The 13,506-nt window shown below is 66.1% G+C and carries 17 protein-coding genes; 12 read left to right on the top strand and 5 right to left on the bottom strand.

Features of this window, described 5'->3' with window-relative positions:
- Window positions 1-76 precede the first annotated feature (76 nt).
- Window positions 77-1,072, bottom strand: coding sequence for an arsenic resistance protein (locus AC6I6X_RS12375; RefSeq protein WP_497930828.1), 996 nt, complete (start codon window positions 1,070-1,072; stop codon window positions 77-79).
- Between the two features lie 208 nt (window positions 1,073-1,280).
- Here AC6I6X_RS12375 and truD point away from each other — a divergent pair, with 208 nt between their 5' ends.
- Complete coding sequence (gene truD / locus AC6I6X_RS12370) at window positions 1,281-2,648, top strand: tRNA pseudouridine(13) synthase TruD (protein ID WP_497930827.1); 1,368 nt, start codon at window positions 1,281-1,283, stop codon at window positions 2,646-2,648.
- Window positions 2,649-2,744: 96 nt separating this feature from the next.
- Here the strand turns inward: truD and AC6I6X_RS12365 are convergent, their stop codons facing one another.
- Window positions 2,745-3,263, bottom strand: coding sequence for a DUF8173 domain-containing protein (locus AC6I6X_RS12365; protein WP_497930826.1), 519 nt, complete (start codon window positions 3,261-3,263; stop codon window positions 2,745-2,747).
- 163 nt (window positions 3,264-3,426) lie between these two features.
- Between AC6I6X_RS12365 and AC6I6X_RS12360 the strand changes: the two genes are divergently transcribed.
- The 10 genes from AC6I6X_RS12360 to AC6I6X_RS12315 all read left to right on the top strand — a co-directional run bounded on the left by AC6I6X_RS12360 (window position 3,427) and on the right by AC6I6X_RS12315 (window position 8,660).
- Window positions 3,427-3,699: a hypothetical protein gene (locus AC6I6X_RS12360; protein ID WP_497930825.1), complete on the top strand. Its 273-nt coding sequence runs from the start codon at window positions 3,427-3,429 to the stop codon at window positions 3,697-3,699.
- A gap of 112 nt (window positions 3,700-3,811) precedes the next feature.
- Window positions 3,812-4,270, top strand: coding sequence for a zinc ribbon domain-containing protein (locus tag AC6I6X_RS12355; protein WP_497930824.1), 459 nt, complete (start codon window positions 3,812-3,814; stop codon window positions 4,268-4,270).
- A gap of 145 nt (window positions 4,271-4,415) precedes the next feature.
- A complete protein-coding gene (locus tag AC6I6X_RS12350; protein WP_497930823.1) occupies window positions 4,416-5,168 on the top strand; it encodes a DUF2103 domain-containing protein in 753 nt (250 codons plus the stop codon).
- Window positions 5,169-5,351: 183 nt separating this feature from the next.
- Entirely contained in the window at window positions 5,352-5,555 is a 204-nt protein-coding gene (locus tag AC6I6X_RS12345; RefSeq protein WP_497930822.1) for a hypothetical protein, read from the top strand.
- A 42-nt stretch (window positions 5,556-5,597) separates the two neighbouring features.
- Window positions 5,598-5,861: an eL43 family ribosomal protein gene (locus tag AC6I6X_RS12340; protein ID WP_497930821.1), complete on the top strand. Its 264-nt coding sequence runs from the start codon at window positions 5,598-5,600 to the stop codon at window positions 5,859-5,861.
- Between the two features lie 23 nt (window positions 5,862-5,884).
- A complete protein-coding gene (locus AC6I6X_RS12335; RefSeq protein WP_250141105.1) occupies window positions 5,885-6,019 on the top strand; it encodes a DNA-directed RNA polymerase subunit P in 135 nt (44 codons plus the stop codon).
- A 4-nt stretch (window positions 6,020-6,023) separates the two neighbouring features.
- Entirely contained in the window at window positions 6,024-6,296 is a 273-nt protein-coding gene (locus AC6I6X_RS12330; protein ID WP_497930820.1) for a KEOPS complex subunit Pcc1, read from the top strand.
- 79 nt (window positions 6,297-6,375) lie between these two features.
- Window positions 6,376-6,774 carry a prefoldin subunit beta gene (locus AC6I6X_RS12325; RefSeq protein ID WP_497930819.1) on the top strand — a complete coding sequence of 133 codons (399 nt, stop codon included), beginning with the start codon at window positions 6,376-6,378 and terminating at the stop codon, window positions 6,772-6,774.
- Complete coding sequence (locus AC6I6X_RS12320) at window positions 6,775-7,029, top strand: DUF3194 domain-containing protein (RefSeq protein WP_497930817.1); 255 nt, start codon at window positions 6,775-6,777, stop codon at window positions 7,027-7,029.
- Between the two features lie 287 nt (window positions 7,030-7,316).
- Window positions 7,317-8,660, top strand: coding sequence for an HflX GTPase family protein (locus tag AC6I6X_RS12315; RefSeq protein WP_497930816.1), 1,344 nt, complete (start codon window positions 7,317-7,319; stop codon window positions 8,658-8,660).
- Between the two features lie 260 nt (window positions 8,661-8,920).
- Here AC6I6X_RS12315 and AC6I6X_RS12310 read toward each other — a convergent pair whose 3' ends face one another.
- On the bottom strand, window positions 8,921-9,472 hold the full coding sequence (locus AC6I6X_RS12310) for a GMP synthase subunit A (RefSeq protein ID WP_497930815.1): 552 nt from the start codon (window positions 9,470-9,472) through the stop codon (window positions 8,921-8,923).
- Between the two features lie 154 nt (window positions 9,473-9,626).
- Here AC6I6X_RS12310 and AC6I6X_RS12305 point away from each other — a divergent pair, with 154 nt between their 5' ends.
- Window positions 9,627-10,127: a hypothetical protein gene (locus tag AC6I6X_RS12305; RefSeq protein WP_497930814.1), complete on the top strand. Its 501-nt coding sequence runs from the start codon at window positions 9,627-9,629 to the stop codon at window positions 10,125-10,127.
- 35 nt (window positions 10,128-10,162) lie between these two features.
- Here the strand turns inward: AC6I6X_RS12305 and AC6I6X_RS12300 are convergent, their stop codons facing one another.
- Window positions 10,163-11,008 (bottom strand): cell surface glycoprotein, encoded by an 846-nt coding sequence (locus tag AC6I6X_RS12300; protein ID WP_497930813.1) that lies wholly within the window; start codon window positions 11,006-11,008, stop codon window positions 10,163-10,165.
- 402 nt (window positions 11,009-11,410) lie between these two features.
- Complete coding sequence (locus AC6I6X_RS12295; protein ID WP_497930812.1) at window positions 11,411-13,348, bottom strand: carboxypeptidase regulatory-like domain-containing protein; 1,938 nt, start codon at window positions 13,346-13,348, stop codon at window positions 11,411-11,413.
- Window positions 13,349-13,506 lie beyond the last annotated feature (158 nt).

Raw genomic sequence — 13,506 nt, 5'->3', positions numbered from 1 at the left:
CGAGATCGCAGAACTGTGGGTCCGTGGGACCACAGGACTCATCGCTCTCTACTCCGGTCCGCAGGACTCATCGCCCCTACTCCGCCTCGCTTCCGACCGCGGAATCCACGTCCCACAGTCCTCGGTTCCGGATCCCCAGGAGCAATTGCGAGACGACGCTCAGGAGCGGCAGTTCGAGCAGCGGACCGATCACCAGCGCCAGCGGGATCAGCGGTTCGTGCGGAAAGGCCACGACAGCGATCGCGAGGGCGGTCGGCGAGTTCCGCGACAGGGTCGTACACTCGAAGCAGACGACGTCCTCGTAACTGAACTCGGCGACGTAGCCGATCCCCAGTCCGAGAACGAAGTTGACGAGGTAGAAGACGATCACGGGCACCGCGAGCAGCGCCAGCACGCCGGGGTTGTCGAGAACGATCTCACCCTGCGATGCGAACATCGCCGCGATCGCCAGGGCGAGAAAGGCGATCTGTACAGGTCCGAGGGCCGGCAGGAGCGTCCGCTGGAAGTAGGTCTCACCCAGCAGCGTCGGCAACGTCGCACGGCCGATCGCGGCGGCAACGAGCGGCACGACGAGAACGAGCAGAACGCTCTCGACGAGCGTTCCGATCGGAACCACGACGAGTTCGCCCGCGAACGCGTAGAGGTAGACCGGCAGGAGTACCAGCTGGAGGACGAGGTTGTAGGGCAACAGCGACGTCGCGAGCGGGACGTTTCCCTTCGCGATATCGGTGAAGATGAGGTACCAGTCTGTACACGGCGTGACCATGAGCATGAGTAGCCCGACCCAGAGGGCCGGCTGATCCCGCAGGAAGACGAAGCCGAGTCCGACGGCGAACAGGGGGTTCCAGACGAAGTTGACCGCGAGACTCGCCCCCACGACGCGGCGGTTGCCGAACGACTGCCGGAGCCGTGGCAGCGGGATCTGGAGGAACGCCCCGAGGAGCATGACCAGCAGGAACGGGAGGATCAGCCGTTCGGAGACGGCGGGAACGCCCGACAGCTGACCCGCTGCGATGCCGCCGACGATCGCGAGGACGACGATCGCCGACTGGTACCTCTCGATGGGGTTCACTGCCGTCCGGTAGTGGTGCCCGGCTGAAAAACGTCCGCAGTTTCCGCGTCCGGATCGGCGGTTCGCCGGTCCACCGTGGGTCCACGGCTGCTCCGTGATCGGGCCCGCGACTGATTCGAACCTGTCAGAGCGATCGAAACGCGGGCGGGTCCGAAGGCGGGAGAGCGAACCGCTTTACCGCGAGCACCCGAAACGAACGGTATCCAGCATGCGTCCGGCCCACCCCACAGAGCAGGCCGTCGGTATGGAGTACTACGTCACCGACGCCGACGGCGTCGGCGGTCACCTGCGCGAGGACGACGAGCACTTCCGGGTGCGCGAACTCGAACGGTTCGACACCGAACCCGTCGAGGCGGGAACGGACGCCTACCCGCACCTCGTGTTCCGGGCGACCCTGCGCGGGTGGGACACCAACGACTTCGCCGCCCGCCTCTCCGACGCGCTCGGCGTCTCGCGGGAACGGGTCAACTGGGCCGGGACGAAGGACAAGTACGCGGTGACGACCCAACTCTTCTCGGTCTACGGCGCCGATCCCGCGGACCTGCCGGACGTCAGCGGGGCCGAGATCGAGGTCCTCGGCCGGGCCGGCCGATCGATCGAGTTCGGCGACCTCGCGGGCAACGCATTCGAACTCGTCGTCAGCGATCCCGATCGGCCCGAGAACGCGGCCGCGATCACCGACGAGTTACGCGCGTTCGGCGGTCTCGACAGCGGAGGCGATAGCGAGAGTGATACAGCGACGGCGACGCCGATCGGCGTCCCCAACTTCTTCGGCCAGCAACGGTTCGGCAGCCGGCGGCCGATCACCCACGAGGTCGGCCTCGAAATCGTCCGCGGCGACTGGGAGGGCGCGGTGATGGCCTACCTCGGGCGACCGACCGAGGCGGAACCGGAGGACACGCAGGAGGCGCGGGCATTCGTCGAGGAGACGAGAAACTGGCAGGACGCCCTCGATCGCGTTCCGAACCGGTTGCGCTACGAGCGATCGATGCTGCACGAACTGGCCGCGTGCGACGGCGACCCCGGGCCCGAGACGTTTCGGGCCGCGCTCGAACGGGTCCCGTCGAACCTCCAGCGGCTGTTCGTCCACGCCGCCCAGTCGTACGCCTTCAACCGGATGCTGAGCGAGCGCCTGGAGCGTGGTCTGCCGTTCGATCGGCCCGTCGCGGGCGACGTGGTCTGTTTCGCGGACACCGACGCCCCCGAGGGACTCGTCCTTCCCGACACGGACCGACTCCAGCGGGTCGACGATCGCCGCGTCGACTCGGTGACGCGCCACTGCGAACGCGGGCGCGCGTTCGTCACCGCGCCGCTGGTCGGCACCGAGACCGACCTCGCCGACGGCGAACAGGGCGAGATCGAACGCGCCGTCCTCGACGACCTCGACCTCGACCCCGGCGACTTCGATCTGCCCGGCGAGTTCTACTCGAGCGGGACGCGGCGCGCGATCCTGGTTCGCACGGATCTCGCAATCGATCGCGACCCCCTGACTCTCTCGTTTTCCCTGCCGAAGGGATCGTACGCGACGGTCGTCCTCCGGGAGTACCTGAAGGTGGATCCGATCGATCTCGGGTAACCACGGCAGTTCCAGGCCGCGAGTCCCGGAGTCCGCGGGAGCAGTTAGAAACGGTTGGTCGCGGATCCCACTGCCGATCGGGTCGGCTGCCGCCGCTCAGGCGAGGGCCGTCCGGAGCACTGCGCCGAACTCGGCAGCGCCGACGGCGAACGCGACCAGGCCGCCGATCCCGGTCAGTGCGAGCGCGCCGTTGAGTCCCGCTCCGACCAGCAACGGTTTCAGCCAGCCGTCGTCGCGGCCGACCAGGCGCTCGCCGATCGCGAGGTACGCGATCGCCGACCCGATCGCCCACATCAGGGAGGCCACCAGCACGAGTGGAATCGCCACGAAGACGCCGATGATCGTGACGACCAGCAGGAGGGCCAGGAGCAAGACGGCGACCAGCGAGAGGACTCCGTACAGCAACGATTCGACGGGGTCTTCGAGCACGACGGTCGTCATCCGGTCCGTGTAGTCCGGGACGACCGCGATCATGATCGCCCCGACGACCAGCGTCGTCAGGAAGGCCCCGACCGCACTGCCGACGAGGCCGTCGGTCACGGCGACGTCGGTACCGATACCGTCGGGTTGTGCGACCAGCGTGACCGCCGCGACGGCCTGCAGGAGTCCGGTCATACTCCTCTCGCGTACTGGAGGATGGTAAGTACACGCGTCGATCGTCGGGCGGGAGGTAGGTACCGAGCGTTCGTCGGCCGATTCGGGGGACGTCAGTCAGCCGATTCGAACTGTCACTCGGGCGCGAAGCTTATCTACTTCCGTCGCTTCCGGACGGCAGTCTATGTCCAACGATGTGTTTACAGCCCCCGAAACGGCCGCTGACGAGTGGGTCGACGTACGAATGACCGGCCCGGAACACGGCGAGTGGGACGTCGACGTCGTCGTGGCCGGCGGTCACGTGGAGTACGTCGACCTCCGGATCAAGCACGGACTCCTCGGCGAGTTCGTCGACTGCCTTCTCGACGACGTCGACGAGGATCGCGCCGCGTCGATCCTGCGTACGGCAGCCTGTCGGCGGGGGATCGACTTCGACGCCGAACCGATCGACGAGTAGTCCCCGGCTATCGTCCCCCGATCGTGACGTACCCCTCACTCCTGTCGTACGGACTGACTGTCACCGCGATCGGTGTGAACAGGTTTTGTTCGTTCGCCTCCTACGAGATCGTATGCGCAGCAAGCGTCTCAAGCGTGAGATCGACGATCTCGTGGCACAGGGCTGGCGGATCGAGGACGAAGGCCCCGATCGGGTCGTGATGGTCGATCGCGAGTTCGGTTCGATCGCCTCCCACGTCATCGTCGCGATCCTGACGTTCTGGTGGACGCTGGGGCTGGGGAACGTCGTCTGGGGCGCGTACAACTACGTCTCGAACTCCCGGCGACAGGTGCTCTGGGAGCGACGGCGACCCTGCCCGGAGTGCGGGACGCGCGTCGTCGAGGACGCGACGTACTGCCCGTCCTGCGGAACGGATCTCGAGAGCGAGTCGGAGACTGCGCCCGACGAGAGCGGAGAGGGCGTCGTCTGTCCCGAGTGCGAGGCGATCGTTTCCGAGGGGGCGCGGTACTGCCAAGCCTGCGGGGCGAACCTCGCCGACGCGAGGGGACCGGCGGGCTATAGTAGCGACTGAAACGTTGTACACACGGATCGCGACGCTGACCTGCGATCCGGTACGCATTGACTTTCAGTTGCTACTAGCGTAGCCGTCGATTCCACGCGGTCGATCGACGGCGGAAAAACACGCCCGTTTTACTACCGTAGACAGAACGTCCGCTATGGAGTGTCGTCACTGCGCCTCGCCGCTCGAGAAACCCGGGGACTTCTGTCTGGTCTGCCGGAAGGCGAACACCGAGGCCGTGGTGCTCGACGCGACGCGCGATCGGGCGACGCTGACGATGCTGGCGGGAGACGATTCGGACCGCGATCCCGCCGCCGACGCGACCGACGACGTCCTCGGGGAGACGACGGTGACGACGATGCCGGAGGACGGCGAGAACGAGGTCGTCGAACTGCGGAACTTCGCGGGCCTGATCGGCGACGAGATCCGGCGCAAGCGACCCGAAGAGGTCTACGCAGGCGGCTCGCGCGCGGTGATACGGGCCGTTCGCGAGGACATTCACCACCAGTTCTACCGCGTCGACGACGAGGACCCGGTCCAGGCGGTCCTCGAACGGCGCGGGAATCGCGCGCTCGACGTGGTCGAGACCCCGCCGGCGGAGAAGATCGGCGGGAGTCACTCGACGCTCATCGGCGGCCGGACCGGTATGCGGGCCATCCAGACGGTCGCCGGCCACCCGCACGTCAAGAAGGTGATCCCCGGACCGATCGACGCCGGCGGGAAGGGCTCCCAGTCGGGGCTCCGGGCGAAGGTGACCCGCGCCGACGACGGCGGCAACGTCCGGATGCTCCTGCGCGACGGGTCGAGCGTCCAGGAGAACCGCGTCGTGACGACGGCCCGCGATCGGGAGATGGGCGAGCGGATCCGGGCGGATCTCAACGACGTCCTCGCCGAGGCGGAGTTCCAGTAGTTCGACCGCGCCGACGCGACGTTCCGGAACCGGGTGGCGTTTCAGGACGTCGACCTCGCGACGGTGGCGTCGCGGAAATCCCTCCCGTAACCCCCGCAGACATTGTCACGGACCGATGGAGGTGACACTGTCTGCCCCTTCTCCGGCCCTTATCCGACCGGGCGTAATTAGATATAATTAGCCATGCTCGATCGTCCCGATCTCGTCCTGGCCGCGATCCCGCTCCTCAGCGTGAGTGGTCTCGCCCTCCAGTCGGTCGTCGTGGCGGGACTCGGCACGGGACTCCTCACGGGCCCGCTGGCGGTGGCCGGCTATCTCGCGGCGCTCACGCTGATCTTCCGGGAGTTGCTCACGGGACCGCTCGCAGACCGATCGGGGGAGTCGTAACTCAACAGGTTTAAGAATCCGCTAGCGATAGACAGCAGTACTATGGCCAAGAAAGGAACAGTCGGCAGCGCGGGCCGGTTCGGCGCTCGCTACGGTCGCGTTGCTCGACGGCGTGTCAGCGAAATCGAAGACGACATGGAGAGCGCGCAGGTCGACGGCGACGACGTGACGCGCGTCGGTACCGGTATCTGGAAGAACGAGGAGACCGGCGAGGTCTTCACCGGCGGCGCGTTCCGCCCGGAGACGCCTGCCGGCCGAACCGTCAAGCGATCGATCCGCGCCGCCCTGGCCGAAGACGAGGAGTAACTCCCCGCTACCCACACTCACGCATGAGCTACAAGTGTTCTCGCTGTAAGCGCGACGTCAAGCTCGACGAGTACGGCGGAGTCCGCTGTCCCTACTGCGGCCACCGCGTGCTCCTGAAAGAACGCAGCCGCGACGTCAAGGAAGTCGACGTCGAGTAAGCCGGTGTCTTCTCACGACGCGACCCTCGAGTTCGAGTACGAGACCGCGTCTCGCGCACGGATCGTCGCCGAGAGCGTCGCTCGCGAGATCGGCGAGATCGACGACGATCGCTCCCGGACGACGATCGATCGGGACGGTGCGATCGTCCGGATCGAGATCGACGCGACCGACGTCGTCGCCCTGCGAGCGGCCCTGAACACCTGGTTCTCGCTGATCGACGTGGCGGAACGGATGGCGGACGTGGGGATCGCGGTGACGACGGAGAGCGATCGATAGCGATCGGACCCGAGTTTCCGCCTGGTGCTCGTAATCGCCAAAGCTTGCCTTTATCAGTGCGGAGGGCGACGGTCGAAACATGCAAGGTAATCTGCCGCCGGAAGCACAGGAGAAAATCGAAGAGCTGCAGGGTCTACAGGAGACCGCACAGGAGGTCGCCATCCAGAAGCAGGAGGCCGAATCGAGCCTCACCGAGGCCCAGAACGCGCTCGACGAACTCGAGAACATCGACGCGGACACGACGATGTACCGCAACGTCGGCGAACTCCTCGTCGAAACCGAGTACGACGAGGCCGAGGAGGACCTCGAGGACAAGGTCGACACGCTCGAGATCCGCCTCGAGACGCTCGAAAAGCAGGAAGACCGCGTTCAGCAGCAGTTCGAGAGTCTCCAGGAGGACCTCGAGGACCTGCTCGGCGGCGGTGCGATGGGCGGCGGCCCGGCCGGCCCCGGCGGCCCCGGTGCCGGCGGCGCGTAAATGGCGGAAGACGAACCCTCCGACGAGACCGTCGTCCAGACGGCCGCCGACGCTGCGGAGGGGCTCATCTTCTCGCGGTACAAGCAGTCCGCGGTGCGTGACTTCGACGTCACCGTGACCTTCGAGGACGGCGTCCTCGAGGTCGACGTCTACCTGAACGCACCCGACGGTGAAGACGCCCCGGATCCCGATCGGGTCGCCGACGACGCCGCCCTCGCCGCACGGGAGGCCGTCGACGACCTGTTCGACGAGTAGCGGTCGTCGAACGACCGCGACTTCTCCACTACTATCGACGATCAGTCACCGGTCCGGTGTTCTCCCGGGCCACGGAGCGATCTGACACAAGTCATTAATACGACTTCCTCGAAACGGAATACGAGGACGATGGAGACCTCTTCTCAGTAACTCGGCGCTCCCGATCGTCGCGTCGCGATAGGCGCGCGTAGCGAGGGAGAGTTGATTCCACTCCCGGCGATCTGCGCGGAGCCATCGCGCCGGACCCAGCACAGACGAACGACAGCCATGAGACCACCATCGACAACATGTCACGAAAGCGGATTCGAAGCGAGCGGAGACGAACAGTCGTCGCGAATCGATCGCAGACCGCCCCCGACGAGACGAGCGAGATTCGTGCACTCGTCCGGGCGGCGGGCGACGCGGTCGTCGCCGACGTAACACAGTCCGGCCCGGACGACTCCGGTACGTACTTCGGTCGCGGCACGGTCGCGGAACTCGCCGAAACCGTCGCCGGAACCGACGCTCAGCGGGTCGTCGTCGACGACGAACTCGATCCGGGTCAGCACCACGCCCTCGAGTCGGCGATGCCCGACGGGACGACGGTCCTCGATCGGCACCGGCTCGTACTCGAAATCTTCGAGGCGGGCGCGGGGTCGCAACGGGCGAAACTCCAGGTCGAACTGGCGCGGCTCCAATACGAATTGCCGCGCTTGATCGAGTCGGCGGACGAGGGAGTGCTCAACGACGTGACCGAGAAGGGGTCGCCAGTCTACGACGTGCGCGACCGAATCGATCGACTCGAGCGGAAACTCGCCGAACTGCCAGATCCGGCCGAACAGTTCCGCCGGCGTCGCCGCGAGGAGGGGTTCGACCTCGTCACGATCGCGGGCTACACGAACGCCGGCAAGTCGACGACGCTCCACCGGCTCGCCGACGACATGTCACTCGCCGATTCGGAGCCGTCGGCGGGGACGAACACGATCGAGGAACCGACGGATACGACCGGCCCGATCAAAGATGGTACCGCGGCCGTCGGGGATCGGCTGTTCGAGACCCTCGAGACGACGACCCGACGGGCGACGCTCGCGGGCCGACCGGTGCTCGCGACGGACACGGTCGGGTTCGTCGACGACCTGCCACACGATCTGGTCGAGTCGTTCAGTTCGACGCTCTCGGAGGCGGGCGCAGCCGACGTCGTCGTGCTCGTGGTCGACGCGAGCGACCCCGAGTCGCGATTCCGGGATCGCCTCGACGTCTCGCTCGCGGTGCTCGGGGGACAGGGCGTCGACGACGATCGAATCGTGACCGCGCTGAACAAGGTCGATCGCCTCTCGGCAGCGGAGCGAACGCGACGCCGCGAGATCGCCGCGGCGCGACTACCCGCGGCCGCGGCCCCTCCGATACCGGTGAGCGTGCTCGAGGGGACGAACCTCGGGACGGTACGGGACGCGATCGTCGATCGACTGCCGACGGAACGCACGATCCTCCGTCTCCCGAACTGCGACGAGGCGATGGCGCTCGTCTCCCGAGCGTACGATCGGACCAGCGTGGAGACGGTCGATTACGACGGGACCGACGTGACGGTCGTCTGTCGCGGTCGACCAGCCGTTATCGAGCAGTTACGGGGAGCGGCCGAGCGACTCGAGTGACCCGGACGTGAGGGGCCGCTGGACCCGGCGGTTACTGCCTCGACTTGACCCGACCCGGCACCGGTGCCATCCTACCCTTGTCCTCCCGGCCGTTCTCGCGGAGGGACGCCCGTTAACGGGACGAATGCCAGTTCGAACCCGAGCACCCGTGGGTGATGCGATCGGTTCCGACTGCGAGAGCGGGCACGAACCGGCTGTCGCCCGGAACCGAGCCGACTTCCCCGCGCGTCAGAAAAAGAGCGCGAGCCGGCGGGGACAGGTTACGACTCGCAGATTTCGATAAAGTTCTCGAAGACTTCCTCGCCTTCTTCGGTGTGGGCGACCTCCGGGTGCCACTGGACGCCGTAGAGATCGCGATCGGTGTCGCTCATCGCCTCGACGTCGCAGACGTCGCTCCTGGCGGTCAACTCGAATCCCTCGGGGAGTTCCTTCACCTCGTCGGCGTGGCTGGCCCAGACGCGGGTTTCCGGGTGGAGCGACCCGGTGAGCGGATCGTCCTCGTCGACGATATCGACGGAGACGTCGGCGTAGCCGCCGTAGTCCCCGTTCCCGACGCGGCCGCCGAGCTCCGCGGCGATCAACTGCATCCCCAGGCAGATGCCGAGCACCGGCACGTCCGCTTCGAGATACTCGGCCGATCGGCCGATCCGGTCCATGTCCGGGCCGCCCGAGAGCACGACCCCGTCGGCATCGACGTCGGTCGGCGGCGTGTCGTTGTCGATTAACTCCGTGTCGACGCCGAGATCGCGAAGCGCTCGGCGTTCGAGGTGCGTAAACTGCCCGTGGTTGTCCACCACGACGATTCTCGTCATTGCGTGTTCGTAGCCGATCGACCGGTAAAAACCGTCCGAAAACCGCGCTCACATCGGGGGCACGGAAATTCGACCGCGACCGATCGGCGACACCGTGGCAACTTTCACGTTCTTCAGAAAAACTTAACAATTAATAGGTGGGAGTTCCGTTCAAATGGTAGTCGATACCTTTCGCGCCGTGACCCGGTGGATGGTTCTGCTGTCCGTCGCGGGGATCACGCTGGGGATCGTAGGATACGCGGCGATCGAGTGGACGATCCAGTCGATCGAGGCCGGCGGTGTCGCCGCCGACTTCGCGCCACTGGTCGCCATCTTCGTCACCCTGCTGGTCGCGCCTGTACTCACCGCAATGATCGGTCTTAGCGAGGGCCGTCGGGCCACGGACAGGCGCGTTTTCGTCGAGACGGCGGTCGGATCGCTGATCGGGTCGGTCCTCTACGTCATCATCGCGGTCACGCTGACCAGCCAGATCATGGCCGCCGGTGCCGGACCGGGGCTGTTCGACATCGTCTCGATCGCCGGACTGGTCGCCATCACCGGCGTTCTCACCGCCATCGTCGGCGGTGCCGTCGTCTTCGACGCGGACGACGAGGTGGACGGGCCGGACCAGACACAGAGGACACCCCTGCCGAAGAAAACCGACTCGACGAACTGAGTCGCCGAACGCGTCTCGAATCAGTCCGTGTGGCGCTACTCGTCGCCGTTCTCGGTCGCCTCCTCGAAGCCCTCGAGGTCGAACCAGAGTTCGATATCGAACGTGTTGTCGCCCGATTCCTCCGCGGGCAGGCCGAACGAGTCGGCCGCGGAGCCACAGACGGGGCCCGCACCGTCGACCGTGTCGAAGCCGGGAACGGCGAAGGTGTCGTCGACGAGCGTCGCCGTGGCGGTTCCGCTCTCGGAATCGACCTCGAACGGCGTTCCTTCGAGGCCGTTGTCGCTGGTTCCGGTCGTCAACTCGAGTTCGGTCTGGGTCACGCAGGTCGAGTCGGGCGCGAGGCCGCGAAGCGGCCCGACGACTTCGGCTTCGATCTCGAAATCCGCTTCGGCGGTCATCTCGCCCGTCTCGGGATCGATCGTTCCCTCGAATCCGTTCGGCGCGCTCATCTGGACGTCGGCGTACTCCGCGTCGACGTTGAACGAGGTGATCAGCGGGACGACGACGTCCTCGGCGTCGGCCTCCCACGTCCCCTCCTCGAGGTCGACGTCGGCGTCGATCGTGAACGACTCGTCCTCCCACTCGACGCCTTCTGGTGCGTTCTCGGGCTGGGGTTCGTCCTCGTCGCTCTCCGGGAAGACGACCTCCCGATCTCCGCCGAGGATGATCGTCCCCTCCTGGCCGTAGACGGTGAACGATGCATCGCCGTTCGTATCGTTCTGTACGTGGGCGGCCATCGACGCGTCGGCGTCGGTCGTGCCGTCTCCGTCGGTGGCATCCGCTGTCGGGATCGCTGGCCCAGCAGCAGCGAGGCCGACCCCGAGGATCGAAACCAGCACGAGGCACGCCAGGGTACCCGCGAGGACGTTCGTTCCTCTCATCGGGTCCTCGACTCCGTGCTGTAACTCGTGTTCGGCAGCAATCCGGTACCGCTCGTTCTCTCGGGCCCGCCGTCGAACGACCGCGGAAGCGAATCCTCCTCGCGTGCGGTCGTCGTGGGTTTTCGGTCCGCGCTCATGACTCCTGACTCCCTGATCACGACCGGCGACTTATACCCTGTTCACGGTAAAATACTAGTCACGACCGGAAATTACGAACGTTTGGTCCGCCGTATCGTGTCGTCCAGCCGAGAGGAAGGCTGTTCAGCCGCCCGGTCGACGCGTATCGGTGACGTATCGATCGTCAGGACGAGCGAGGTGCGCAACGGGGAGGAGCCCGGTGATCAGCGGGACGGGGGACAGGAGCGGTCTCCGTAGCAGCTTTCGATTCCCGACCCCGGCGGTTCACAGGTCGAACCGTCGTCCGATCGGGCCGGTAGTGACGATCGTCCCGACGCCGATCAGGGACCCGACGCCGATCGAGAGCAGTCCCGTCGCGAGGCCAGCGGTCGCCAGTCCGGCGGACAACGCGCCGGACGAACTGTCGTCCGTCTCATCGACGGTTTCGCCGTCGGACCCGGGTTTCTCGTCGTCGGCTTCGCCGTCGGACCCGGAGTCCCCATTCGCGTCCGCGTTCGTTTCCGGTTCCTGTGACTGGGCGTCGTCGGCTTCCGCGACGGACACCGTCGTGGCGACCGTGTCAGTCTCGCCGGCGTCGTTGGCGACCGTGAGTTCGACGGCGTACTCGCCGGGGTCGTCGAACGAGGTCGTCACGGTCTCGCCGTCGAACGAGTCGCCGTCGATCGTCCATTCGTAGCTGATGACGTCGAACTCCTCGCTGGTCGATCCCGCGCCGGAGAGCGTGACCTCCTGGCCGGCAACCGCGTCGTCGACGTCGATCACGGCCGTCGGTTCGGGATGATCGGGTTCGAGTTCGTAATCGGCGTTCGTCGGTTCGGCTCCGGACACGGTTAGCTCGTCGGTGACGCCGTCGTGGTCCGGAGCGGTGACGGAGAGCGCGTAGTCACCATCGGACTCGAGGGCGAGCCAGTAGGTTCCGTCCGCGTCGGTCTCCGTCGTCCGTCCGCTCCCCTCGAGTTCGATCGTTGCGCCCTCGATCGGGGTGCCGTCGTCGTCGGTGACGGTCCCGGTGACCGTTCTGTCGACGTCGAATTCCAGTTCGAGTTCGAGGAAGTTCTCGCCCGCTCCCGGATCGGTATCCAGGCCGAGTTCCTCGTTCGTGCTATCGCACGTGAACAGTTCGAACTCGTCGCTCTCGGCGTCATCGTCGACGGCGTACTCGTTGTCCACCAGGGCCGCAGTCGGGGCGTCGCTGTCGAGATCGAGCCGTTCACCGGATAGCTCGTTACTGTCTCCGGTCGTCGCGTCGAACTCGAAGCCGAACTCACAGGGGACCTGGTGCCAGCCGTAGGAGACTTCGGCTTCGACGTCGAGCTCACCGCCGAGGGTCATCTCGCCCGTCTCGAGGTCGACGTCACCGCCGAGATCGTCCGGTTCGATGTCGACGACCGCGTCCGCCCCGAATATCCCCGCGTCCTCGATCGTGATCTCGGGGATCGACGCCGACGTCGCCTCCCACGTGCCCGCGTTCGGATCGATCTCGCCCTCGAATTCGACGGCCTCGATCGGGACCCCGTCGTCGGCTGGATCGGCCGCGTCCTCGGCGGCGAAGGCTGCGTACCCGGTCCCGCCGGTTGCGTCGAACGAGACGACCTCGATATCGCCATCGTCGCCATCGTCACCCTCGTTGCCATCGTCGCCGTCGTTGCCATCGTCGCCGTCGTCACCCTCGTTGCCATCGTCGCCGCCACCATCGCCGAGGCCTGCAAGCGCGTCGGCCGCGTCGTTCAGGGGTGGCTGGAGGTCCGCCTCGACGAGATCGGCAGCGTCCCGGAGTGAATCAGCGGCCTTGTCTTTGAGGACTCCGCCTCCCTCGAGCCGATCGGCCTCCTCGCGGGCGTCTTCGGGCGTCCGGACGTCTTCGTGATCCATGTCGTCGACGTCGCCTTCGTCGATCACGGTGACGACGCGGTTGAAGATAGCCGCCTGCCGATCGTCCGCGTCGGCGCGGAGCCGATCGGCTTCGGCCTCCGCGGCGGCGTCGTCGTCGGCCGCAACCTCGTCGACGTGGTCGACGTCGTCGACGTCGACGCCGAGCAGACCGGCGCTGTCCTGCAGTTCCGCGTTGAAGTCGTCGATCGCAGCGTTGGCATCGGCGATCTCGTTCTCGTTGACGCTCTCGACGGTCCCGTCGAGGTCGCTCTCGGCTGTCACTGTTCCGCCGCCCGTGGCTACGACCGACGCGGCCACGAGTATCGTCACGAAAATCGCCACGAAACGTTCTCCTTTCATAATTCGTATCGACGGCCTACATGATCACGATCGGCGACTTATATTCTTCTTACACTACAGTAGTATTTAACCAATGAAAAATGTAAACTCTGTTCTATGAAAAATGGTTTTATACGATATGTACACAA

The organism is Halosolutus sp. YCN4, from assembly GCF_059736495.1.
Note: the sequence above shows the minus strand (reverse complement) of the source record. Positions and strands in the feature narration are given on the sequence as shown.

Bases quoted from the DNA above. Each gene is read 5' to 3' on its own strand.
- AC6I6X_RS12345 (WP_497930822.1), top strand. From the start codon at position 5,352: ATGCTCGATCGTCCCGATCTCGTCCTGGCCGCGATCCCGCTCCTCAGC.
- AC6I6X_RS12300 (WP_497930813.1), bottom strand. From the start codon at position 11,008: ATGAGAGGAACGAACGTCCTCGCGGGTACCCTGGCGTGCCTCGTGCTG.
- AC6I6X_RS12335 (WP_250141105.1), top strand. From the start codon at position 5,885: ATGAGCTACAAGTGTTCTCGCTGTAAGCGCGACGTCAAGCTCGACGAG.
- AC6I6X_RS12365 (WP_497930826.1), bottom strand. From the start codon at position 3,263: ATGACCGGACTCCTGCAGGCCGTCGCGGCGGTCACGCTGGTCGCACAA.
- AC6I6X_RS12350 (WP_497930823.1), top strand. From the start codon at position 4,416: ATGGAGTGTCGTCACTGCGCCTCGCCGCTCGAGAAACCCGGGGACTTC.
- AC6I6X_RS12340 (WP_497930821.1), top strand. From the start codon at position 5,598: ATGGCCAAGAAAGGAACAGTCGGCAGCGCGGGCCGGTTCGGCGCTCGC.
- AC6I6X_RS12325 (WP_497930819.1), top strand. From the start codon at position 6,376: ATGCAAGGTAATCTGCCGCCGGAAGCACAGGAGAAAATCGAAGAGCTG.
- AC6I6X_RS12310 (WP_497930815.1), bottom strand. From the start codon at position 9,472: ATGACGAGAATCGTCGTGGTGGACAACCACGGGCAGTTTACGCACCTC.
- AC6I6X_RS12305 (WP_497930814.1), top strand. From the start codon at position 9,627: ATGGTAGTCGATACCTTTCGCGCCGTGACCCGGTGGATGGTTCTGCTG.
- AC6I6X_RS12360 (WP_497930825.1), top strand. From the start codon at position 3,427: ATGTCCAACGATGTGTTTACAGCCCCCGAAACGGCCGCTGACGAGTGG.
- AC6I6X_RS12355 (WP_497930824.1), top strand. From the start codon at position 3,812: ATGCGCAGCAAGCGTCTCAAGCGTGAGATCGACGATCTCGTGGCACAG.
- AC6I6X_RS12315 (WP_497930816.1), top strand. From the start codon at position 7,317: ATGTCACGAAAGCGGATTCGAAGCGAGCGGAGACGAACAGTCGTCGCG.
- AC6I6X_RS12320 (WP_497930817.1), top strand. From the start codon at position 6,775: ATGGCGGAAGACGAACCCTCCGACGAGACCGTCGTCCAGACGGCCGCC.
- truD (WP_497930827.1), top strand. From the start codon at position 1,281: ATGCGTCCGGCCCACCCCACAGAGCAGGCCGTCGGTATGGAGTACTAC.